General features: G+C 62.9%; 22 protein-coding genes and 2 pseudogenes. 16 read left to right on the forward strand and 8 right to left on the reverse strand.

Annotated elements, in window-relative coordinates; all coding sequences use genetic code 11:
* The first annotated feature begins 39 nt into the window (after nt 1-39).
* Nucleotides 40-669, forward strand: coding sequence for a DUF4136 domain-containing protein (locus tag AC3IQ7_RS25060; RefSeq protein ID WP_099378117.1), 630 nt, complete (start codon nt 40-42; stop codon nt 667-669).
* A gap of 169 nt (nt 670-838) precedes the next feature.
* Here the strand turns inward: AC3IQ7_RS25060 and AC3IQ7_RS25065 are convergent, their stop codons facing one another.
* The 4 genes from AC3IQ7_RS25065 to AC3IQ7_RS25080 all read right to left on the reverse strand — a co-directional run bounded on the left by AC3IQ7_RS25065 (nt 839) and on the right by AC3IQ7_RS25080 (nt 5,758).
* Entirely contained in the window at nt 839-1,828 is a 990-nt protein-coding gene (locus AC3IQ7_RS25065; RefSeq protein ID WP_489207606.1) for a quinone oxidoreductase family protein, read from the reverse strand.
* A 23-nt stretch (nt 1,829-1,851) separates the two neighbouring features.
* Complete coding sequence (locus AC3IQ7_RS25070; RefSeq protein ID WP_099378119.1) at nt 1,852-2,241, reverse strand: methylglyoxal synthase; 390 nt, start codon at nt 2,239-2,241, stop codon at nt 1,852-1,854.
* A 29-nt stretch (nt 2,242-2,270) separates the two neighbouring features.
* Entirely contained in the window at nt 2,271-3,191 is a 921-nt protein-coding gene (locus AC3IQ7_RS25075) for a DMT family transporter (RefSeq protein WP_099378120.1), read from the reverse strand.
* An 83-nt stretch (nt 3,192-3,274) separates the two neighbouring features.
* Nucleotides 3,275-5,758, reverse strand: coding sequence for an alkaline phosphatase D family protein (locus AC3IQ7_RS25080; RefSeq protein ID WP_489207607.1), 2,484 nt, complete (start codon nt 5,756-5,758; stop codon nt 3,275-3,277).
* Between the two features lie 143 nt (nt 5,759-5,901).
* Between AC3IQ7_RS25080 and AC3IQ7_RS25085 the strand changes: the two genes are divergently transcribed.
* The 12 genes from AC3IQ7_RS25085 to AC3IQ7_RS25140 all read left to right on the forward strand — a co-directional run bounded on the left by AC3IQ7_RS25085 (nt 5,902) and on the right by AC3IQ7_RS25140 (nt 16,330).
* Nucleotides 5,902-6,627 carry a YebC/PmpR family DNA-binding transcriptional regulator gene (locus tag AC3IQ7_RS25085; RefSeq protein ID WP_099378122.1) on the forward strand — a complete coding sequence of 242 codons (726 nt, stop codon included), beginning with the start codon at nt 5,902-5,904 and terminating at the stop codon, nt 6,625-6,627.
* A gap of 164 nt (nt 6,628-6,791) precedes the next feature.
* Entirely contained in the window at nt 6,792-8,060 is a 1,269-nt protein-coding gene (gene purD, locus AC3IQ7_RS25090; protein ID WP_099378123.1) for a phosphoribosylamine--glycine ligase, read from the forward strand.
* A 127-nt stretch (nt 8,061-8,187) separates the two neighbouring features.
* On the forward strand, nt 8,188-8,982 hold the full coding sequence (locus AC3IQ7_RS25095) for a hypothetical protein (protein WP_489207608.1): 795 nt from the start codon (nt 8,188-8,190) through the stop codon (nt 8,980-8,982).
* Nucleotides 8,983-9,085: 103 nt separating this feature from the next.
* Nucleotides 9,086-10,000, forward strand: a complete 915-nt coding sequence (hemF, locus tag AC3IQ7_RS25100) for an oxygen-dependent coproporphyrinogen oxidase (RefSeq protein ID WP_489207609.1) — start codon at nt 9,086-9,088, stop codon at nt 9,998-10,000.
* Between the two features lie 20 nt (nt 10,001-10,020).
* Nucleotides 10,021-10,668 (forward strand): nicotinate (nicotinamide) nucleotide adenylyltransferase, encoded by a 648-nt coding sequence (gene nadD / locus AC3IQ7_RS25105; RefSeq protein ID WP_489207610.1) that lies wholly within the window; start codon nt 10,021-10,023, stop codon nt 10,666-10,668.
* Nucleotides 10,669-11,358 carry a ribosome silencing factor gene (gene rsfS / locus AC3IQ7_RS25110; protein ID WP_099378127.1) on the forward strand — a complete coding sequence of 230 codons (690 nt, stop codon included), beginning with the start codon at nt 10,669-10,671 and terminating at the stop codon, nt 11,356-11,358.
* Between the two features lie 6 nt (nt 11,359-11,364).
* A complete protein-coding gene (gene rlmH, locus AC3IQ7_RS25115; RefSeq protein WP_035821794.1) occupies nt 11,365-11,835 on the forward strand; it encodes a 23S rRNA (pseudouridine(1915)-N(3))-methyltransferase RlmH in 471 nt (156 codons plus the stop codon).
* An 8-nt stretch (nt 11,836-11,843) separates the two neighbouring features.
* Nucleotides 11,844-12,464 (forward strand): Maf family protein, encoded by a 621-nt coding sequence (locus tag AC3IQ7_RS25120; RefSeq protein ID WP_219307816.1) that lies wholly within the window; start codon nt 11,844-11,846, stop codon nt 12,462-12,464.
* Between the two features lie 43 nt (nt 12,465-12,507).
* Nucleotides 12,508-13,971, forward strand: a complete 1,464-nt coding sequence (gene rng, locus AC3IQ7_RS25125) for a ribonuclease G (protein ID WP_034747098.1) — start codon at nt 12,508-12,510, stop codon at nt 13,969-13,971.
* Between the two features lie 19 nt (nt 13,972-13,990).
* Nucleotides 13,991-14,842 carry a retropepsin-like aspartic protease gene (locus tag AC3IQ7_RS25130; RefSeq protein ID WP_489207611.1) on the forward strand — a complete coding sequence of 284 codons (852 nt, stop codon included), beginning with the start codon at nt 13,991-13,993 and terminating at the stop codon, nt 14,840-14,842.
* 5 nt (nt 14,843-14,847) lie between these two features.
* Nucleotides 14,848-15,633, forward strand: coding sequence for an AraC family transcriptional regulator (locus AC3IQ7_RS25135; protein WP_489207612.1), 786 nt, complete (start codon nt 14,848-14,850; stop codon nt 15,631-15,633).
* Nucleotides 15,634-15,706: 73 nt separating this feature from the next.
* Nucleotides 15,707-16,330 carry a LysE family translocator gene (locus tag AC3IQ7_RS25140; protein ID WP_489207613.1) on the forward strand — a complete coding sequence of 208 codons (624 nt, stop codon included), beginning with the start codon at nt 15,707-15,709 and terminating at the stop codon, nt 16,328-16,330.
* A 21-nt stretch (nt 16,331-16,351) separates the two neighbouring features.
* Here AC3IQ7_RS25140 and AC3IQ7_RS25145 read toward each other — a convergent pair whose 3' ends face one another.
* Together AC3IQ7_RS25145 and AC3IQ7_RS25150 are read right to left on the reverse strand one after the other, a co-directional pair.
* Nucleotides 16,352-16,684 (reverse strand): DMT family transporter, encoded by a 333-nt coding sequence (locus AC3IQ7_RS25145; protein WP_099378133.1) that lies wholly within the window; start codon nt 16,682-16,684, stop codon nt 16,352-16,354.
* Nucleotides 16,685-16,872: 188 nt separating this feature from the next.
* Nucleotides 16,873-17,040: pseudogene (locus tag AC3IQ7_RS25150) on the reverse strand (SDR family oxidoreductase); the annotation flags it as partial.
* A gap of 198 nt (nt 17,041-17,238) precedes the next feature.
* On the opposite strand from AC3IQ7_RS25150, the gene AC3IQ7_RS25155 reads away from it, so the two are divergent.
* A complete protein-coding gene (locus AC3IQ7_RS25155) occupies nt 17,239-17,832 on the forward strand; it encodes a TetR/AcrR family transcriptional regulator (protein WP_489207614.1) in 594 nt (197 codons plus the stop codon).
* Nucleotides 17,833-17,905: 73 nt separating this feature from the next.
* Here AC3IQ7_RS25155 and AC3IQ7_RS25160 read toward each other — a convergent pair whose 3' ends face one another.
* Nucleotides 17,906-18,445, reverse strand: a complete 540-nt coding sequence (locus AC3IQ7_RS25160; protein ID WP_077408222.1) for a hypothetical protein — start codon at nt 18,443-18,445, stop codon at nt 17,906-17,908.
* A gap of 73 nt (nt 18,446-18,518) precedes the next feature.
* Entirely contained in the window at nt 18,519-19,544 is a 1,026-nt protein-coding gene (locus AC3IQ7_RS25165) for a LacI family DNA-binding transcriptional regulator (protein ID WP_489207615.1), read from the reverse strand.
* Between the two features lie 206 nt (nt 19,545-19,750).
* On the opposite strand from AC3IQ7_RS25165, the pseudogene AC3IQ7_RS25170 reads away from it, so the two are divergent.
* Nucleotides 19,751-20,989, forward strand: a pseudogene (locus AC3IQ7_RS25170) (malic enzyme-like NAD(P)-binding protein); the annotation flags it as partial.
* Between the two features lie 251 nt (nt 20,990-21,240).
* Nucleotides 21,241-22,455, forward strand: coding sequence for an O-antigen ligase family protein (locus tag AC3IQ7_RS25175; protein WP_489207616.1), 1,215 nt, complete (start codon nt 21,241-21,243; stop codon nt 22,453-22,455).
* Nucleotides 22,456-22,495: the final 40 nt, after the last annotated feature.

Here is a 22,495-nt window from a genome sequence, read left to right on the forward strand (position 1 = left end):
CTAAGCGATGAATTGTGTCTACTATCAGGAGGTCATGCAATGAAACGTTATCTCACCATCATGATGGCCGCATTGACCGTGTTGCTGACCGGATGCGCCACCACCATACGCAGCGATGTGACCGTCTTCCACGAGTGGCCTGCGCAATTGCAGGACAAATCGTATGCGTTTGAAGCGCCAGCGGCGGAAAACGACACGCTGGAATACCGCAACTACCAGAACCTGGTGCGCGCGGAACTGGCCAAGCACGGCTTCGGCGAAGCGTCCGGCCCGGCGGCAGCCAATTTGCGCGTGGCGATGCAGTTTTCCACCGTCGACTATCCTGAGCGCGTGCTGCAGGCGTCCGATCCATTCTGGTATGGCCCTGGCTACTGGCCTGGCCGCTACGGCTACCGCTACGGCGCATGGCCAGGCTATGGCCGCTTTGGCTACAACCCCTACTGGTATGGCCCGATGGACGTGGAAGAAAGCGTGCGCCATAAATATGAACGCGAATTGCGCGTGACGATCAATGACCGCAACGGCAAGAAACTGTACGACGTGACCGTGCAATCGACGAGCAACAAGCGCGCCACGTCGCAAGTGATGCCGGCCATGGTGGCCAGCGCGTTTGCCGATTTCCCCGGCCAGAGCGGCGTGCCCCGGAAAGTCGAAGTCAAAATCGAATAATCAGGTGGCAATACAAAAAAACCGGCTGGTGCAGCAATGCACCAGCCGGTTTTTTTCACCTACGAATAATACGCCTCGGCGGCAAAGGTGAGCGCGCCGATCAGGGCCACGGCCAATAACAGCACGATCAGCAGGCGGCCGAACTTCGGCGTGCCGTCATTGCCGCCGCTCATGGCACGATGATGGTCGAACCGGTCGTCTTGCGCCCTTCCAGGTCCGCATGCGCCTGGGCGATATGGGCCAGACTGTAGCGCTGGTTGATCTCGATCTGCACTTCGCCGCTGCTGACGACGCCGAACAGCGAGGCCGCCATCTCTTCCAGGTTGGCGCGGTTCGACGCATAGCTGAACAGGGCCGGGCGCGTGATGAACAGGGAACCGCGCGAGGCCAGTTCGCTGAGGGTGAAGGCCGGCACGGGACCGGAGGCGTTGCCGAAGCTGACCATCATGCCCAGCGGCGCCAGGCAGTCGAGCGAACCCGTAAACGTATCCTTGCCGATGGAATCGTAGACGACGGAGACGCCCTTGCCGCCCGTGATCTCGCGCACGCGCTCGACGAAGTTTTCCGTGTTGTAGTTGATGACGTGGGTGGCGCCATGCGCCTTGGCCAGCGCCGCCTTTTCATCGGAACCGGCCGTGCCGATCAGGTTCACGCCCAGCACTTTCGCCCACTGGCAGGCGATCAGGCCCACGCCGCCCGCGGCCGCGTGGAACAGAATGGTATCGCCCGCCTTCAGGGCCACCGTGCGGTGGAACAGGTATTGCACCGTCAAGCCTTGCAGCATCATGGCGGCGGCCGTGTCGAAAGCTATGCGCTCGGGCAACACCAGCAGCAGGGCCGCTGGCAGGTTGCGCTGCTGCGCATACGCGCCATTGATGCGCGCCGCATACGCCACCCGGTCACCGATTTTCACTTCCGTGACGCCCTCGCCCACCGCCTCGACGATGCCCGCCCCCTCGACACCGAGGCCACTGGGCAGCGGCTGCGGATACAAGCCCGTGCGAAAATACACGTCGATGAAATTGAGGCCGATGGCCTCGTGTTTGACGCGCGCCTCGCCGGGGCCGGGCGGCGGCAGTTCCACGTCCACATACTCCATCACTTCCGGGCCGCCCACGCGCTGTACGCGGATGGCCTTGGTGGTAATCGTTGCGCTCATGCTCATCTCCTTGTCTCGGTGAATCAGGCGGCAGCGTTGGCCTGCGCCTGCAGTTGCGACAGCACCAGGTGCGCCGATGACAGATTTGTCGCGCACGCCACGTTGTGCACGTCGCAGGCCCGCACCAGGGCATTGATGTCCGGCTCGTGCGGCTGCGGCGTCATCGGGTCGCGCAGGAAGATCACGCAATCGATCAAGCCTTCCACCAGCAGCGAGCCGATCTGCAAGTCGCCGCCGAACGGACCGGAATGCTTGCGTTCCACCTGCAAGCCCAGCTCATTGATCAGGCGGCCGCCCGTGGTGCCCGTGGCCGACAGTTCGCAACCCTTCAAAAAGTCCAGGTATTCGCCCGCCAGGGTAATCATGTCATCTTTTTTCTTGTCGTGGGCAATCAGGGCGATGCGTGTTTTCATGGTGAGGACGTTTTCAGTAGGTGGAGGAATTATTTCTTTTTCGACAGCAAGTAAATCCCGGCCAATACCAGGCTGGTGCCAGCCAGTTGCCAGTTGGTGATCGGTTCATCGAGAATCATGGCGCCCAAGAACAGGGTCGACACGGGGCCGATCATGCCAGCCTGCGAAGCGACGGGCGCGCCGATGCGCTCGACGGCGATCATCGTCATGAAGACGGGCATCACCGTGCAAAAGATACCATTGAGCAAGGACAAGCCATACACGGGCATGGGCTGGATCAGCAGCTCGACGGGACGCAGGATGAAGAATTGGGCGATACAGGCAAAGCTGGCCACGCACATCGCGTAGGAAACGAGCCGCATCGAACCGATGCGTTTCACCAATTCGCCCGAACCCAGCAGATACACGGCATACGCACAGGCCGAGCCCAGCACGAGCGTCGACCCCAGCGCCACATTGCTGGCGCCGCCCTGCAAGTCGTGCACGAACACCAGTACGATGCCGCAATACGAGGTAAGCAAGGCCAGCCACTGCAAGCGGCTGATGCTCTGCTTGAAGTACACGGTGGTAATCAGGAGCACGAAGGTGGGTGTGAGGAACAGGATCAAGCGCTCCAGCCCCACGGAAATGTATTGCAGCCCAAGAAAGTCCAGATAGCTGGACAGATAGTAGCCGACGAGCCCCAGCCCGACGAGGCGCCAGCGGTCGCGGTTTGATAGCGGCGGCTCCGTGCGCATCTTCCACCAGGCGATGACGGCGAACACGGGCAGCGAAAAGATCATCCTGAAGGCGATCAGAGTGACGGCGTCGATCTGGTAGCGGTACAGCAGCTTGGCGACGATGGCCTTGGTGGAAAACAGCACCGCCCCGCCCACGGCGATGGCCAGGCCACCGAGGTAGACGGAACGGGGAATAGATGGAGGGGTGGCTTGCGGGGAACTGGAGCTCATGCCCAGATTGTAAGGCAAAAGCCGGGGTCAGACCCGGCGGGACCCGGCGTCCCCGTCCGACCCCACATAAAACCGACGGCGGATTACGAGACCGCCACCGCCGCCGCACCCGCCGTCACTGTCGCCGTCGTCACCCGCGCAATCACGTTCGCCGGCGCGGCCGTGCCGACCAGTTTATTCACCTGCTTGAACTGCGCCACCAGCTTGCCCGGCGTCAAGGTGACCACTGTGTAGCCCTGCGCATCCGTATTCAAATGCTTGATCCAAGGGTTGTTGCCCAGGCCGGACAATTGCTGCGCCAAGCCCAGCAGGGTCACGCTGAAGTCGGTGCTCGCTTTCAAGCCAGCCTGCACGGCTGCTACCGTCGCATCGAGTTGCGCTTCCGGCACGCCCTTGGCGGCCAGGGCGCCGCGCAACTGCACCCGCAATTGCTCCAGCAGGCTGTCGACGGTGGGCGCCGCCTTACCCATGGTGTAGTCGAGCAAGTTGACGTCGAGATTGACCGTGCCCAGGCCCGTGACGGGGATGGCCAGCGGATAGCTGACGAGGGTGCCGATATCGCCCATGGCGCCGGCAGCCGACTTCAGGTAGCTGAAGAAGGAATCGGAGCTGACGCCAGCCGACACCAGGTCGACCATGACGGGCGTGCCGCCGCCGGCTGCGTCAAAGTCGTCGCTGACGGTACCCGCAAAAAACGAGTGGATATCGCCGGTCAGCGCCACCACGTTGCCGATGGCATTGGTTTTCAGGTGCGCCATCAGGTTCTTGCGCTCGCTGTTGTAACCATCCCACTGGTCGCAATTGAGCAGGAAACGTGTAAAGAATGGTGCCAGTGCCGCCTGCTGGCCGGAAGCGGCGACAAAACTCGATGCGGCGCCCTTGGCCTGCACGTCGGGCTTGATCCAGCCGAAGGCGATCACTTGCGCGGCGGCGGCCGGCGAGCCGCTGTTGTAGGCAGCCACCGTGATGCCGGCCTGGGCCGCGCTCAAGCCGGCGCCCACGGCAGCGGCGCCCTGCGCGCCGGCATTGGCTGCGGCGCCGGCAATGGCCATCGCCGCCGCTTGCGCCACGGTCGTCGATGCGCCCGCCGTCGAAGCGGCCACGATGCCTGAGGCCAGCGGCACGCTGCCGCCCACCAACGGCAAGGTGCTGGCGATGGCCTTGCCCACGTTGGCCATAGCGCTCAGCGCCAGCAAGGTGGCGATCGCATCCGTGCCATTGAGACCCATGCGCAGCAGGGACACTTCATTGCCCCACAGCTTCCAGGTCGAGGTCGCCGCCTTCATCTTGCTTTTCCACCAGTCGCGCTGGGTCGTGCCCAGCATGCCGACGGCCGCCAGCGGATCGGCGCCGGCCTTGGTGGCGGCCGCCATTTTCTGTCCTTCCACGCTGTCGAACAGCGCTTGCGGCACCAGGTAGCGGCTGCCGATGCTGCCCAGCGGCTTGCCCGTGGCAGGATTGATGGTCGACTCGGCGATCGCATGGTCGGCGCGGTACAGGCGCTCGTCCGTCATCACCAGCTGCATCAGTTTGCCGAACTGGAAATCGCGGTAAATCTGGATGTTCTGGAACGTCGTCGCGGCGCTATCGAACGTGACGTCGGCCGGCATGTATTCGAACCACGCCTGGTTGGCGCTGCGGCGGCGGGCTGGCTGGTGCAAATCGCTGCCGTCCGTCGCCACGATGCCTTCATAGGTGGAAGCGTCCTGCCAGGCGTCGTCCGTGAATTCGTGGTCATCCCAGACGGCGATGAAGGCAAAGCGCTCGTGCACGGCTTGCAGGCGCGCATCGGTGCGGTATTTCTTGTACAGGTAGCGGTAGTCGGCCACGGTGGTCGCGTATTTCGCGCCGGATGTGCCGCTTTTGAACGTGCCGTCGGGCAATTTCAGCTGGTCGTGGCGGCTTTCCACGGCGCCGCTCTGGAACGCCTCGCCCACCGTTTCATAGATGTAATCGCCCAGGTGGACGATGAAATCGAGCGATTCGTTGGCGGCGATGTGCGACAGCGCACCCCAGTGGTTGATGCTCCAGTCCTGGCACGTCAGGTAGGCAAACTGCAGCTGCGACACGTCGCTGGTCGCGGCAGGCGCCGTCTTGAAGCGCCCCACGTTCGAGCGCACGTCGCCGGCGATGAACTGGTAAAAATACACCTGGCCCGGCTGCAGGCCCGTCACCTTGTGGCGCAGGGTATTGTCGAAATCGGCTTTCAGGGGCAATTTCGCATCGACGATGGGTGTGCCGGCCAGGGCCGTATTGCCGCCCAGGGCGGCCGTATTGTCGCTGGCGCTGACAATCAGGCGCACGGCCACGTCCGACTTGCTGGCCACGGCAGGCGCGACGGCGTCAAAACTGGCGGGCACGACGCGCGTCCACAGCATGGCGCTGTCGGCGCGCGGATCGCCCGAGGCCACGCTTTGCGGGAATTTCCAGTCGCTGCCCGAGGCCAGCGGCACGCCGGGATCGCTGTAATCGGTGCTGCCGCACGCGGCGAGGCCGACGGTGGCCACCGACACGGTAATAAAGCCGCCCAATTTCAGAAATTGCCGCCTGTCCATTTGACTTGCCATGATGTCGCGCCCTCGATATGGTGAAAGCGCGTCACTTTAGCAACAGATTGTGTCATCCTGATGACGGGGCCATGCCGCTTCGCAGGGGGCCGATATGCTAAAATGTCGGCCACAATTGAACACCCGTCTAAGGAAGATTCGACATGGCAGGACATAGCAAATGGGCCAATATCAAGCATAAAAAGGCTGCCACCGATGCCAAGCGCGGCAAAATCTGGACGCGCCTGATCAAGGAAATCACGGTCGCGGCCCGCATGGGCGGCGCCGACGCCATCACCAATCCGCGCCTGCGCCTGGCGGTTGACAAGGCGGCCGATGCGAACATGCCAAAAGACAACGTCCAGCGCGCGATCAACCGCGGCAGCGGCGGCGTCGATGGCGCCAACTATGAAGAAGTGCGCTACGAAGGCTACGGCGTAGGCGGCGCGGCCGTCATCGTCGAATGCATGACCGACAACAAGGTGCGCACGGTGGCCGAGGTGCGCAACGCCTTCAACAAGAATGGCGGCAACATGGGCAACGAAGGCTCGGTCGCCTTCATGTTCCAGCACTGCGGCCAGCTGCTGTTCGCGCCGGGCACCGACGAAGACAAACTGATGGAAGCGGCCCTGGAAGCGGGCGCCGACGACGTCATCGCCGATGAGGAAGGCGGCTTCGAAGTGCTCACTCCCGTGCACGATTTCGCCACCGTCAAGGAAGCGCTGGAAGCGGCAGGATTCAAGGCCGAAGTGGCCGAAGTCATCATGAAGCCGGCGACGGAAACGGTGTACTCGGGCGACGACGCCATCAAGATGCAAAAGCTGATCGATGCGCTGGAACTGCTGGACGATGTCCAGGAAGTATTTACCAACGCCCTGATCGAGAACTAGGCACGGGGTAAAAAAGTCCATGGCGGCGTTGCATGGCCTCGCCGTACTAGCCGTACTGTCTTCGGCCATGCGCCTTGCCCTGAACATTTTTACCGCGTGCCAGGCAATATGTTAAACAAGGGCGGCACCGCCGCCCTGCAACCCACATTGAACGAACGGTCCCTATGAAAATTCTGGTAGTCGGCTCTGGCGGCCGCGAACACGCCTTGGCCTGGAAACTGGCCCAGTCCGAACGCATACAGATGGTGTATGTCGCGCCGGGCAACGGCGGCACCGCGCGCGATGCGCGCCTGGTCAATCTCGACATCAGCGACCCGCAATTGCTGGCCGACTTCGTTCAACAGGAACACATCGGCCTGACCGTCGTCGGCCCGGAAGTGCCACTGGCAGCGGGCATCGTCAACCTGTTCCGCTCGCGCGGCCTGAAAATCTTCGGCCCGACGAAAGAAGCGGCGCAGCTGGAATCGTCGAAGGACTTCGCCAAGGCCTTCATGCAGCGCCACGGCATCCCGACGGCCGCCTACCAGACGTTTTCCGACGTCGCTCCCGCGCACGCCTATGTCGATGCCATGGGCGCGCCGATCGTCATCAAGGCCGACGGCCTGGCCGCCGGCAAGGGTGTCGTCGTCGCCATGACCCTGGAAGAAGCGCACCAGGCGGTCGACAATATGCTGGCCGATAACCAGTTTGGCGACGCTGGCGCGCGCATCGTCATCGAGGAATTCCTCGCCGGCGAAGAAGCGAGCTTCATCGTCATGTGCGACGGCAAGAACATCCTGCCGCTGGCCACCAGCCAGGATCATAAGCGCCTGAAGGATCACGACCAGGGCCCGAACACGGGCGGCATGGGCGCGTATTCGCCGGCGCCGATCGTCACGCCGGCCATGCATGCGCGCGTCATGCGCGAAATCATCGTGCCGACCATCCAGGGCATGGCCAAGGATGGCATCACGTTCACGGGCTTCCTGTATGCGGGCCTGATGATCGACGACAAGGGCACGCCGAAGACGCTGGAATTCAACTGCCGCATGGGCGACCCGGAAACGCAGCCGATCATGGCGCGCCTGAAAACCGACCTGGTGACTGTCATGGAGCACGCCGTCAACGGCACCCTCGACGCCGTGGAACTGGAATGGGACCGCCGCACGGCCGTTGGCGTCGTCATGGCCGCCGCCGGCTACCCGGACGATCCCGTCAAGGGCACGTCCATCGGCGACATCCCGGCCGAAACGCCGGACTCCGTCACCTTCCATGCGGGCACCCGCATCGAGGGCGAGCGCCTGGTCACCAACGGCGGCCGCGTGCTGTGCGTGGTGGGCCTGGGCGACAGCATCAAGATGGCGCAGAAGCAGGCATATGAAACCGTGGAAAAAATCCATTTCGACGGCGCGCAGTACCGCCGCGACATCGGCTGGCGCGGCCTGAAGCACTAAGCACGCCCCTTGGTGGCAAACGGCAGGGCCGGCGCGGAATACATCCGCCCCGGCCCTGTTTTTGATTGGCGCGCCGGGAAAACGGACCTTGCGCTAAGATTTTGCCTTTCAGACAAAGTTTCAGCCCATGACCGGTCACCTCCATCCTGCCCTCGCCGAACTGCGCCGACTCAGCCTGATCACGGGCAATGAGCTCGACGACGCCACCGACGAACTGGAGATCCTCGCCTTGGACGAGGAAGACGACGTCGACATGCCGCGGCTGGCCGCCGGCGCAGGTCCCGCCGAGGCACTGGCATGGCTGCTGCGCACCGACCTTCTGCCACAGGACGACTTCCTGCGGCGCGTACAGGATCTGCCGCGCCGACATGGCGGCGCGGCCCTGCTCGAACGCCAGCAACTGGCCGCCGACGCGCTCAATATGGTCAATCGCCAGGCCATCGACACCCTGTACGACGAAGACCTGATCAACCAGTGGCAGCGCGACGCCGCCCACGCCAGCCTGCCCGCGGACCGCCTGCTTGCCTCGCCGATCGCCGCCCTGCGCGAGATGCTCCGGCAAGGTACCATGACGGCGCAGCAATTCGAAGTACTGCGCACGCGCCAGCACGGCTCGGAGCTGGGACGCATCATCGTCGATGGCGCCGCGCGCCAGGCGCGCCGGGAGCGCCCCGCCTATGCGCGTCCGGGAACGTGGGTGATGGCCGCGCTGCTGGTGCTGGTACTGGCCTTTACCGGCCGCGCCATCGTGGCCAGGCAAGCGCCCTCTCCCGCCGCAGCCCCTGTCACCGGGCAAGGCGTAGAGCGGCCCGACTTGCAGCAGCGCGCCGCGCACGCAGTGGAAAGTGCGCGCTTGCCCGGCGCCAGCGCGGACCTGTCCATCACGGTGGTGCAGGACGACGCCACGCCGCCCGCGCGCTGAACCACAACACAAACGCACAGCGCAAGCGCCGCCCTATCACAAAAACGCGTAACAGGGTACAATCCGTCCTTACTTTTTTATTTCGGCCTCGTCGGCCCACGCGATGTCGTCAACTCCCTCTCCTTCGGCCGTCAAGGCCTATTTTCTCGATTTGCAAAGCCGTATCGTGCAGGCGCTCGAAGCGCAGGACGGCAAGCCCTTCCTGACCGATGCCTGGCAGCGCCCCGAAGGCGGCGGCGGCATTTCGCGGCTGATCGAGGAAGGCAATGTGTTCGAGCGTGGCGGCGTGAATTTTTCGCACGTCACCGGCGCCGCATTGCCGCCATCGGCAGCGGCCGCGCGCCCTGAACTGGGTGGCAAGGCGTGGGAAGCGATGGGCGTGTCGCTGGTGCTGCATCCGCGTAATCCGTATGCGCCCACGGTGCACATGAATGTACGGTTCTTCACCACCGTGAATGCCGATGGCGCACCCGTATGGTGGTTCGGTGGCGGCATGGACCTGACGCCGTATTATGGCGACGCGGACGACGTGAAGCACTTTCACCAGGTGTGCCATGATGCGCTGGCGCCATTTGGCGAGGAGCTGCATCCGAAGTTCAAGCAGTGGTGCGACGATTATTTCTACCTGAAGCACCGGCGCGAAGCGCGCGGCGCCGGTGGCATTTTCTTCGACGATTTCAATGCCCTGGGCTTTGACGACAGCTTTGCGATGATGCGCAGCGCCGGCGACGCCTTCATCGACGCGTATGTACCGATCCTGGCGCGCCGCAAGGATACGCCCTACGGCGAACGCGAACGCGATTTCCAGTGCTACCGGCGCGGACGTTATGTCGAGTTCAACCTGGTGTTCGACCGCGGCACCCTGTTCGGCCTGCAGTCGGGCGGACGCACCGAGGCGATCCTGATGTCGATGCCGCCCGTGGTCAAGTGGCGCTACGACTGGCACCCGGAAGCGGGCAGTCCCGAAGCGGCGTTGTATACTGACTTCCTCGTGCATCGCGACTGGCTTCAGGCGTGAACCCAGGCAGCAGGGCATGCGTGGCGCTGCTGGGCGGCAGCTACGATCCGGTGCATATGGGCCATGTCGCGCTGGGCACGCATTTTTCCAGCCTGCTGCACGCCGATGAACTGCGCGTGATTCCGGCCGGCGCGCCCTGGCAAAAGGGCAATCTGGGCGCCACCGGCCAGCAGCGCGCCGAGATGGCCGGCCTGGCGTTTACGGGCCTGCCCTTGCCGGTCGTGATCGACCGCCAGGAAATCGAGCGCAGCGAACTTGGCCAGGCCAGCTACACCATCGATACCTTGCGCCAGGTACGCGCCGAGCTGGGAGCGCGCGCTTCCATCGTTTTCCTGATGGGTGCCGACCAGCTGCAGCGGCTCGCGACATGGCGCGAATGGCAGCAATTATTTGAATACGCGCATATCTGCGTCGCGGCCCGCCCCGGCTTCGCGCTGAATGACACCGCAGTGCCGCAAGTGGTCGCCGAAGAATTTTCGCGCCGCCTGGGGTCACTGGACAGCATCCGCAACACGCCGCACGGTCTGACTTATCTGGCACAGGACTTCGCGGTGGATATCTCCGCCACCGAAATACGTGCGGCATTACAACGGGGGAATCGGGCAAACTCGCTTGTTTCCCCGCTAGTGCTAGACTATATTGAACAACATAATTTATACAAAAGCTAAATGGACATCAAAAAACTGCAAACCCTCGTCGTTGACGCCCTTGAAGACGTCAAAGGCCAAGACATCGCCGTCTTCGAAACGAGTCACCTGACCAGCCTGTTCGACCGCATCGCGATCGTCTCCGGTACCTCGAACCGTCAAACCAAGGCGCTGGCCGCCTCGGTGCGCAACAAGGTCAAGGACGCCGGCGGCGACATCATCGGCATGGAAGGCGAGGACACCGGTGAATGGGTGCTGGTCGATCTGGGCGACATGATCGTCCACATCATGCAAGCACCGATCCGCGCCTACTACCGCCTGGAAGAAATCTGGGGCGACACCCCGATCAAACTGGGTGCCGCCAAGCGCGCGCCGAAAAAAGCGGCCGGCGACGAGCCGAAAAAGGTCAGCGGCCATCTGGCAGCGAGCAAGGCCAATGTGGAAGCTTCGCCCGTGATCGAGAAAAAGACACCGGCCAAGAAAGCCACGGCAGCCACCGCCGCCAAGAAAGCCCCGGCGAAGAAAACCACCGCTTCCAAAGCCGTCGGCAAGACCGTGAAAGTCGCGCCAACCAAGACCGAAGCGGCTGCCGTCAAAGCCTTGAAAGCGCTGCCAGAGAAAAAAGTGCGCGCCCCACGCGCGGCCAAGCCGGCAGCCGATGCTGCACCGGCAAAAACCGTGATCAAGCGTATCAAAAAAGTCGAAGCGTAAGCCTCGATGCAGCTCATCATCGCTGCGGTCGGCCATAAAATGCCGGCCTGGATAGAGACGGGCTTCGCGGAATACGCGAAGCGCATGCCGCCGGAATTGCGCATCGTGCTGAAAGAAATCAAGCCGGTGGAGCGTTCTGGCAGCAAGACCGCCGCCACGGCGATGGCGCTGGAACGCGAACGCATCGAAGCCGTCCTGCCCAAGGGCGTGCGCATCATCGCCCTCGACGAACGCGGCAAGGACCTGACCAGTGTCGGCCTGTCGCAGCAGTTGATGACGTGGCAGCAGGATGGCCGCGACACCGCATTTCTGATCGGCGGCGCCGACGGCCTCGATCCGCAACTCAAGGCACGTGCCGAAGGCATGCTGCGCATTTCCAGCATGACCCTGCCGCACGGCGTGGTGCGCGTGATCCTCGCCGAGCAGCTGTATCGTGCCTGGTCGATCACGCAAAACCACCCCTATCACCGCGTCTGAACTCCCCCATGAAAACGGCTGATCACAAGATCTACCTCGCCTCCAAAAGTCCGCGCCGGCGCGAACTGCTGCGCCAGATCGGCGTCGATTTCGAATTGCTGCTGCTGCGCAGCGACGGCCCGCGCGGCGCCGACGTCACCGAGGAAGTCCTGCCCGGCGAATCGGCGCTCGACTATGTTGCCCGCGTATCGAATGAAAAGGCCGCTTTCGCCTGGGACCTGGTGCGCCGCCGCCACCTGACCCCGCGCCCCGTGCTGGCGGCCGACACCACCGTCACCATCGACGGCGTCATCCTCGGCAAACCGGCCGACCGGGCGGAAGCAGTGGCGATGCTGCAGCAGCTGTCGGGCCGCACGCACGAGGTGCTCACCTCGATCGCCGTCCACTACAAGGATTTCGCCGAGCAGCGCACGCAGGTGTCGCAAGTGCGCTTCGGCGTGCTCTCGCCCGCCTCGATCGCCGCCTACTGCGCCACGCCCGAGCCGTACGACAAGGCCGGCGCCTACGGCATCCAGGGCAGCGCCGCGCTGTTCGTCGAGCACATCGAAGGCAGCCATTCCGGCATCATGGGCCTGCCCCTGTACGAGACGGCGCAATTGCTGCGTGAAGCAGGTTTGCCCCTGCCCTGATCCCGAGTATGATGTCATTCGTTGCCTCCACTCCCGCGCCTCCATGAACGAAGACATCCTGATCAATATCACGCCGCAAGAAACGCGCGTCGCCCTCATCCTGCAGGGCGCCGTGCAGGAATTGCACATCGAGCGCACGCTCACGCGCGGCTTGGCCGGCAATGTGTATTCCGGCAAGGTGGTGCGCGTATTGCCGGGCATGCAGTCGGCCTTCATCGACATCGGCCTGGAACGCGCCGCCTTTTTGCACGTGGCCGACATCTGGGAAGCGCGCGGCCACGACGGCCAGAACGCCACGCCAGCGCCGATCGAAAAAATCCTCTTCGATGGCCAGGTGCTGACGGTGCAGGTGATCAAGGACCCGATCGGCACGAAAGGCGCGCGCTTGTCGACGCAGATTTCCATCGCCGGGCGCATGCTGGTGTACCTGCCGCAGGACAAGCACATCGGCATCTCACAGAAAATCGAAAAGGAAGCGGAGCGCGAGCAGTTGCGCGTGCGCCTGCAAAGCCTGCTGCCGCCCGACGAAAAGGGCGGCTACATCGTGCGCACCATGGCCGAGGATGCATCTGACGCGGACCTGAAGGCGGACGTCGACTACCTGAGAAAAACCTGGAGCACCATCACGCACGGCGCGCGCACGCGTCCCGCCACCAGCCTGCTGCACCAGGACTTGAGCCTGGCGCAGCGCGTGCTGCGCGACTTCGTCGGCGATGAAACGGCCACCATCCAGGTCGACTCGCGCGAAAACTATGTGAAATTGCGCGAATTCGCGGAAATCTACACGCCCAGCGAGCTGACGCGCTTGCAGCACTACACGGGCGAGCGCCCGCTGTTCGACCTGTATGGCGTGGAAGAAGAGATCCTGCGCGCGCTGGGCCGCCGGGTCGACCTGAAATCGGGCGGTTACCTGATCGTCGACCAGACGGAAGCAATGACCACCATCGACGTCAACACGGGCGGCTTTGTGGGCGGGCGCAATTTCGCCGACACGATTTTCAAGACCAACCTGGAAGCGGCGCACGCCATCGCCCGCCAGCTGCGCCTGCGCAACCTGGGCGGCATCATCATCCTCGACTTCATCGACATGGACAACGCCGAGCACCGCAACGCCGTGCTGGCCGAACTGAAACGCACCTTGTCGCGCGACCGCACCAAGGTTTCGGTGAGCAATTTCTCGCCACTGGGCCTGGTGGAAATGACGCGCAAGCGCACGCGCGAATCGCTGGCCCACATCCTGTGCGAACCGTGCCCCGCCTGCGCCGGCAAAGGACAGGTCAAGACTTCGCGCACGATCTGCTATGAAATCCTGCGCGAACTGCTGCGCGAAGCAAAACAGTTCAACCCGCGCGAATTCCGCATCCTCGCCTCGCAGGAAGTTGTGGATCTGTTCCTGGAAGAAGAATCGCAGCACCTGGCCATGCTCGGTGACTTCATCGGCAAGAAAATCTCGCTGCAGGTGGAGAATGCCTACCACCAGGAGCAATACGACGTGATTTTGATGTAGTCCATTGCGCACGCTGACCATGAAAACAAACGCTGCCCTGTGCCTGTTGCTGCTGTGCGCATCGGCGGCCCTGGCCGCTGCCAACGCCACGCTCCCCGTCACCCTCGCCAAGGGTACGCCCGTGGTGCAACTGGACCTGAACGGCAAGACGCTGCCGTTCGTGCTCGACACGGGTGCAAGCACCAGCCTGCACCTGACGCCGGAGGTCGCGCAATCGCTGCCGGGGCTGGCCTACACGGGCCGGCAACGCAAAAGCATCGACCTGGCTGGCAAGGTTCATGCATCGGACGAATTTCTCGTCCCCGCGCTGACCGTCAACGGCTTGCCATTCGCTGCCATGCAAGGCGTCATTCTGACGCCATGGGGCTTGTCGCTGGGCGAGCAAAAGGGCTTGCCGGCAAATATGTCCGTGCTGGGATTGAATTTTTTTGCTGGCAAGCGGGTCGTGTTCGACCTGCCAGCAGGCACTCTGCAGATCAGCGCCAGCGATGGCGCCGCGCCACCTGCCGGATGGATGGCAGTGCCATATGAGCGCATCGATGAAGGTTTGCTGCTGCATCTGGCCGACGGCAAGAAAACCTATCGCCTGGTGCTCGACACGGCCGCCTCCATTTCCATTATAAAAAGTTCGGCAGCCGAAGCGTTTTCTCGCGTGGAAAAATGCGCTTTCAAGCTGGGGCCCGGGCTTCCCTGCCGCACGATCACACTGCCGCTGCCGGGAGGAAAAAGCATCTCGCCCCTGTTGATGGCGTTGCCGGATGAATTCAAGGCAGATGGCATATTGGGCACGGATTTCTTCAGGCAAATGCCTGTGCTGTTCGACCTGCAGCATCAAATGCTGTATTTGCGCCCGCCCGCGCCGGCTGCTTGACGCCTATGTACGCAAGCAATAACACCACTGCCTTCTGGCGCGATCCAGCCATGCCCCACGTGGAGAGCCGGCGCGCCTGCCACAGCCGGGCGTGCTACAAGCCGCACAGCCATCCCACGTTTTCCATCGGCGCCGTCGACGCTGGCGGCAGCATCTTTACGGGCAGCAAAGACGGCAAGGTCGCCCTCGGCAATGGCAGCCTGGTGCTGGTGCCGGCCGGCTGCGTACACGCTTGCAATCCCCTGCCCGACACCCTGTGGAGCTACCAGATGCTGCATCTCGATGCGCAGTGGCTGCAAGCACACGCGCCGGGGCTCGATGGCGATACGGCGGCGGTACTGCACTGCCCGCTGCTGTACGCGCAGTTTTGCACCATGAATGCGCTGCTGTTTTCAACGGCCGGCGCGGCAGAGAAAAATGCGGCGCTGCTGGCGTTTCTGCGCGCTTGCTTCAGCGCCTGTGCAGACCCGCTGCCGTCGGAACGCAAGCCGCTGCCGCAGCAACTGGCGCCCGTGCTCGAAACGCTGCAGGCGCAGCCCTCGGCCAGCCTGCGACAACTGGCGCAAGCGGCAGGCCTGAGTCCTTATCAATTGATCCGCGCCTTTCGCGCCGCCACGGGCCTGACGCCGCACGCCTACCAGTTGAATGCCCACGTCAACCGCGCGCGCAGCCGCTTGCAGGCGGGGACGGCGCTGGCCCAGCTGGCGCATGAGCTGGGCTTTGCCGACCAGAGCCATTTGCAACGCGTCTTCAAGGCGCATGCTGGCATCACGCCGGGACGCTATCGCTAGCCTGCAATTTTCTTCAATACGCGCCAGCGGCACCATTGCATACTCGCCTCCATATCGTTCAGGAGCGCAAGCCATGCAGGACTTTTTATTCATCGCCGCCGCCCACTTTCTTTCCCTGCTATCGCCCGGTCCCGATTTTTTCCTGATCGCGCGCACCTCGCTGGCCCACGGCTGGCGCGGTGCCGCCGGCACGTGCATGGGCATTACCGCAGCCAATGCGGTGTTCATCGTGGCGGCGTTTGGCGGACTGTCGGTGCTGCGGGCGGGCAGTACGGCATTCATGGTGGTGCGGCTGGCAGGATGCGCCTATCTGCTGTATCTGGGCTGGCTGTTCCTGCGCCATGCGGGCAAGACCAGCCTGGAAGCGGCGCCTTCCAGCGGCAAGGCGCGCTGGCGCGGCGGTGTGCTGGTGGGATTTGTCTCGGCCATCCTGAACCCGAAGAATGCGCTGTTCTATGTCAGCCTGGCCACCGTGCTGGCCGCCAGGCAGACGAGTCCCGCTGCGATGGCGGCGTATGGCGCGTGGATGGTGTTTGCCGTGCTGGCGTGGGATATGGCGGTGGCGCTGGCCATCGGCAGCAGCGCCCTGCGGCAGCGCTTTGCGCGCGCGCTGCCGTCACTGGAACGGCTATCGGGCGTGATGCTGATCGTTCTGGCGGCAGCGCTGCTGGTTGATCTGGGCAGAAGCGCAGCCTGAGCGCCGCGCCCCCGCAGACCGCTAGTGCGATCCGGCGCCGGAAAACAGCTGAATCGTCAGCACGCCCGCGACGATCAGCGCGATACCCAGCATGGCCGCCACATCGAGTTTCTGGCCAAAGACAACATAACCGATGGCGGCAGTCAGTACGATGCCCACGCCGGCCCAGATGGCATAGGCGATGCCTATCGGCAGGGTCTTCAAGGTCAGTGATAGAAAATAGAATGAGATGCCATAACCGAGCACACAGGCCAGCGATGGCCACGGTTTGCTGAAGCCATGCGATGCCTTCAGGGCGCTGGTGGCGCCCACCTCGCCCAGGATGGCCAGGATCAGATACACATAGCTGTTCATGCATCCCCCTTTCCGCCCGCCAACGCTGCCGCCACTAGGGACTGCAGCGAGGTGCTAGGCCTGCCGATCAATGCGCTCAAATCGCGGCTGTCGCCAAGGATATCGCCGTGCGCCACGCCCGCATCGGCACTGGCCAGAGTGGCCGCGACTGCCGGCGGAAATCCATGGCGCGCCAGCGGCCAATGGCCCGGCTGGGCATAATCGGCTTGGTGCACGACGATGCCCAGTTGCCGCAGGTTCCGGGCCGCCGCGGGACGCCGTACGGCGGCCACGATTTGGCCTGCAGGCACACTTTTGAGCAACTCCCCTATTACCAGCCGGCCCAGTTGCCCTGTCGCTCCCGTCACACAGATCATTGTTTTCTCCCAAAAGATTCACGCCCACATCGCGCGTCTTTGCGCGTGCACAGGAAATGAATGATCCTATAAAAATCAAAATGAGTCAATATCGATTCATTTTGATTGCATTGGATTCTCCGGCGCATTGCGACTTCGTCTGTCTTGGGCGACAATGGCTATTTGAGCGGAGGACGGTAGGATGAATCAAGCTTGTCCATGGAAAGCCTGCCCATGCAGGGCGTGATCGACGACAAACTGGCCAACGCCCTGGCGCTGGCGGTGGCACGGCACCCCCGAGCCAATCTGCAACAACTCGCCGCGCTGGCGGGCATCAGCAAGGCCACCTTGTACCGCATCGCTCCCACGCGCGAAGCTGTCGTCGCACTGCTGGCGACGCGTGCCAGCGACCATATGCGCAGCGCGCTGGAAAAAGCCAGGCTGGACGAAGCCCCTTTCGCGGCGGCGCTGCAGAGGCTGACCGAAGGCGTCATGCAAGGCAAGGAGTTGTATCTGTTCTGGAGCGCGTCGCTATGGAGCGATTTGCACGATGCGAAAAACGATGAAGTGACGGGCTACACGCCGTCGTTCTACAGTGCGGCGCTGGAAGCGTACTTCCTGAATGGCCAGAAGGTGGGGGTGTTTCGCGTCGACATGTCGGCCAAATGGCTGGCGAAAGCGTATGACTTCCTGCTGTATGCGGCGGCCGAGTCGGCGCAAAAAGGCGAGATTGCCACGGTCGGCATCCCGGCCATGGTAGACCAGCTATTCCTGTCGGGCGCCAGCACCGCGGACGCCGCGCGCATGGGCTGACGAAGGTGCTGCGCCCCTGCGCGGCAAATCAGACCAGGAACATGGCCGGATTGGCAGCACGGGGACTGGAAGTTCAGGCTGGCAGCGGGTCCAGGTAAAACACGGCATACACTTTCAGGGGCGTCGTTTCCGTCGCTTTTTCCGAGCGCACCACGGAGCAGTCGTCGGCAGCCAGGCTGCGCCAGTTCTGGATGCCCGCCTTGGCGAACATCGCGTGCGCGGGGGCATTCGCGGCCAGGTCCAGCACCAGGCAGGCGTTGCGCGGACCGGCCCCGTAGTTGACGGCGCGGATCTCGATGCCGAAGGTCGTCATCCACGGCTCCCACAATCCCTTTTCCTTGCCGGCCGCCATGCGCTCGAGCATCTCGCCAAAGCTCAAGCCTTTCTTGACGGTGCTGCGCAGGGCCTCCAGCGACGGCGCCAGGCGGGGATCGGGCTGCTTGTTGCCGGCGCGAATTTCAGCGATCGCCTTCAGTTCCTTGATGATGGCCGCATCGCGTTCCGTGTAGTCGCGCATGCGCGCGTAAAACTCGGCGTCGAGGAAGGGATTGACGGTCAGCTTGGCGACGCCCTCTTCGCGGCGTTTCGGGGAAGGCGTGTTGGTTTTGGTCATGGCGATAGAGGGGCAAAATACGTTGAGGGGCGCCAGTGTACCACCTTGCAGCGGCGCGGCCCCAGGCGCGGCCTCAGCCCCGGGGAACGGCCGTCGATTCGCGCACCACCAGTTCAGGTTTCAGGCGCACGTCGAGCACCGGGGAATCGGGCGAGTCGATGGTTTGCAGGATCAGCCTGGCCGCTTCCGTGCCGATGCCGTGGTGGCGGATGCGGATGGTGGTCAGGGGTGGGCGGATCATGTCCATGTAGGGCATGTCGTTATGGCCCACCACGGAAATATCTTCGGGGCAGCTCATGCCCAGTTCGCGGATGGCGTCATAGCAGCCGAGGGCCACCAGGTCGCTGCCCGTCACCACGGCCGTCGTCCGCGGCGACTGGCGCAGCAGTTCCAGCAGGGCCGCCTTGCCGCATTCGCGCGAATAGCCGCTGCTTTCAAACACGAACGCTTGCGAGGGATCGAGTTCGCTGGCCTGGATGGCGGCCAGGAAGCCGAGGCGGCGCACGTGGCCCGTGGACAGGTTTTCCGGGCCGGCAATGTGCGCGATATGGCGGTGGCCCAGCGCCAGCAAGTGTTCCACGGCCAAACGCATGCCGACCACGTCGTCGCTGACGACGCAGGAAGCGACGCCCGTCTCGTCGCTGCGGTTGACGGTGACGACGGGCACGTTCTGGTCGATGCACATCTTGATGACGGGATCGTCGCGGCGCGCCGTCGCCAGGATCAGGCCATCAACCTGCTGCCCCAGCAGGCGGTTGATGACGAACAGCTGCTCTTCCTCGTCGGCGCCCACATTGGCGACGATGGCCAGGTAGCCATGCTTGCGCAAGCCTTCCTCGATGCCCAGCAGGATAGGCGGGAACACCGCGTTGGTAATATCGGGCAAGACCACGCCGATGATGCGCGACTTGCGCGTGACGAGGGTGGAGGCGGCGCGATTCGGCCGGTAGCCGAGCCGACCCGCTTCGGCCAGCACGCGCGCGGCCACCTCGACGCTGACCATTTGCCGCGTTGCCGGGTTCATCACACGCGAGACGGTGGAAAAGTGCACGCCGCTGGCCCGCGCGACGTCGCTTAAGGTGGGGTTCTTGTTTGTCATGGGCTTCCCGGATCGCAATGTGGTGATTTTATCGTAAAAATTCCTCTTCCCGTCAAAAACCGAGCAAACGCTTGCATTGAAATAATACCGTCGCCCAAAGCGGTTTTGAGACTCTTAAGTACAATCCAGCCTTGACAGCGTGCAAACGCTTGCATAACATGGCCCGGATTGACCACTCGGGCCTGGTTGCCCTTCCCAGAATTCTTATGTCTACTTCGCACAGCAAGCACGCCGAACAGAACGGCGAAACTTTCAACCTGAAAGAAGCCGCCCTCGCCTATCACGCCGAACCTCGTGCAGGCAAGATTTCCGTCACGCCAACCAAACCGCTGGGCGACGCGCGCGCGCTGACCCTCGCGTACTCGCCAGGCGTGGCCTTCGCCTGCGAAGCGATAGTGGAAGATCCGCGCACAGCCGGCATCTACACGTCGCGCAGCAATCTGGTGGCCGTGATCACCAATGGCACCGCCGTGCTGGGCCTGGGCGATATCGGTCCGCTGGCCAGCAAACCGGTAATGGAAGGCAAGGCTTGCCTGTTCAAGCAATTTGCCGATGTCGATGTGTTCGACATCGAACTGGCCGAGAACGATCCCGACCTGTTTATCGACACCGTGGTGCGCATGGAGCCGACCTTCGGCGGCATCAACCTGGAAGACATCAAGGCGCCGGACTGCTTCTATATCGAACAGCAATTGCGCAAGCGCATGAACATTCCCGTCTTCCACGACGACCAGCATGGCACGGCCATCATCGTCGCGGCCGGCATCCTGAACGGCCTGGAACTGGTGGGCAAGGATATCGGCAATGTGAAAGTGGCCGTCTCGGGTGCCGGCGCGGCGTCGATCGCCTGCCTGGACTTGCTCGTCTCGCTGGGCCTGAACAAGTCGCTGCTGAAAGTATGCGACAGCCAGGGCGTGATCTACCCGGGCCGCGATGCCAGCATGGAAGAGAACAAGGCACGCTACGCGAACGACACCAGCGACCGCGACCTGGCCGACGCGATGGTTGGCGCCGACATCTTCATCGGTGTCTCGAAGGGCGGCGTGGTCAGCGCGCAGATGGTCGAATCGATGGCCGCCAAGCCTTTGATCTTCGCCCTGGCCAATCCGCATCCGGAAATCGCCCCGGAAAAAGTGCATGCCGTGCGCGACGACGCCATCGTGGCCACGGGCCGCTCGGACTATCCGAACCAGATCAACAACGTGCTGTGCTTCCCGTACATCTTCCGCGGCGCGCTCGACGTGGGCGCCACCACCATCAACGAGGAGATGAAGCTGGCCTGCGTGCGCGCCATCGCCGCGCTGGCCAAGGAACCATTGCCGGGCCATACCACCAGCGCGCTGACGCCGCTGCAACTGATTCCATCGCCATTCGACGAGCGCCTGCGCAGCTGGGTCGCGCCAGCCGTGTCGCAAGCGGCCATCGCCACCGGCGTGGCCACCCGCGTGCCAGCCAACGCCTGAGACGCATGACCGGCCTGCCGGTCTTGGCAAAATAACAGCAAGTTACCATTGCTTACAAAAAAACCATGACTAAAAACCATGGTTTTTTTCATTTCCCCCTTGAGATCGCCAATACAGTTATCAAAGAGTAAATTTCCTGGAACGTTTTTGTTGCCACCTTCGATTACAATGACGCCTACTTTATGTTGCTACAGTTGCCATAATGGCGACGACATGCGTTACCAAGGATATACATGCTCGGCCTGACCACTGTTTGTGTTTTTCTCTTTTCGGCATTGGCGCTGGCTGTCAACAGCGGGTATTCCCTTGGCGCGCTGGTGCTGCTGCTTTCCAGCATCTCCTTGCTGTGGAAACGCCCGAACTCGGCATTGCAGCGCAAGGACTATTTGCTGATGGGTGTCCTGCTGGCCTACTTCCTTATTTTCACCGCCAATATGCTGTACCACGGCGATCCTGGACGCGAATTCGACATACCATTGAGGGCGCTGCTGGCCGTGCCGGTCCTGCTGCTGCTGCTGGCCTATCCACCCGCGCCCGCTGCCTGGTGGGGCGGCCTGTCCATCGGTGCCATCGCTGGCGTCATGCTGGCGACCTGGCAGCTGTTCGCGCTGCAGATGGAACGTCCTCTGGCCGCCACCAGCAATGCCATCCATTACGGGAATGTCAGCATGCTGTTCGGTATGCTTGCACTATGCGGCCTTGGCTGGGCGCGCGCGCAGAGCCAGCGCACGGTCTGGACGCTTCTATTGCTCGCTGGCGGCCTGGCAGGCATCCTTGGCTCCCTTATCAGCGGCAGCCGTAGCGGCTGGCTCGCCCTGCCCATCTGTATCTGCTTCATCACCGTCCACTACGTCAAGGCACATGGACAACGTTACCTTGGCGGCGCCTTGGCGCTCGTGCTTGCCCTGGGGGCCGCAGCGTATCTCATGCCGAACTCGACATTACGCGAACGCGCGACCACCGCCATGAGCGAGCTGGAAAAGTTCGACGACAATGACACGATCAACACTTCCGTCGGGGAACGCATGGAAATGTGGCGCATGACCGTGCAAATGGTCGACGCGCATAATATGTGGGCAGGCATGGGACGCACGGGCTACCTGGCGCGAAAATATGCGCTGGCAGACGAGGGGAAAATGACCGCCGTGATCCGTAACTACACGAATGCCCATAACGATTATCTGGATGTGCTGATCAAGCGCGGCATCACCGGCGTACTGGCCCTGCTGGCCCTGTTCCTGGTGCCGCTGGCGCTTTTCGCGCGGGCCCTGCGGCGCGGTGGCGCTGCGGCCCAGCCCTATGCGCTGGCCGGCGTGGTGCTATGCACGTGCTACATGATTTTCGGCCTGACGACGAGCTCTCTCACCCTGAATATCGGCATCATCATGCTGGTCTTCCCGATGGTGATACTGTGGGCCATGCTGCGTCAGCAGGAACGCATTGCCTGAACTCGTTTTTCGCCTGACCGTTTTTGCTGTCCCTGCAAGG

It is taken from the genome of Janthinobacterium sp. GL_088 (assembly GCF_057837845.1).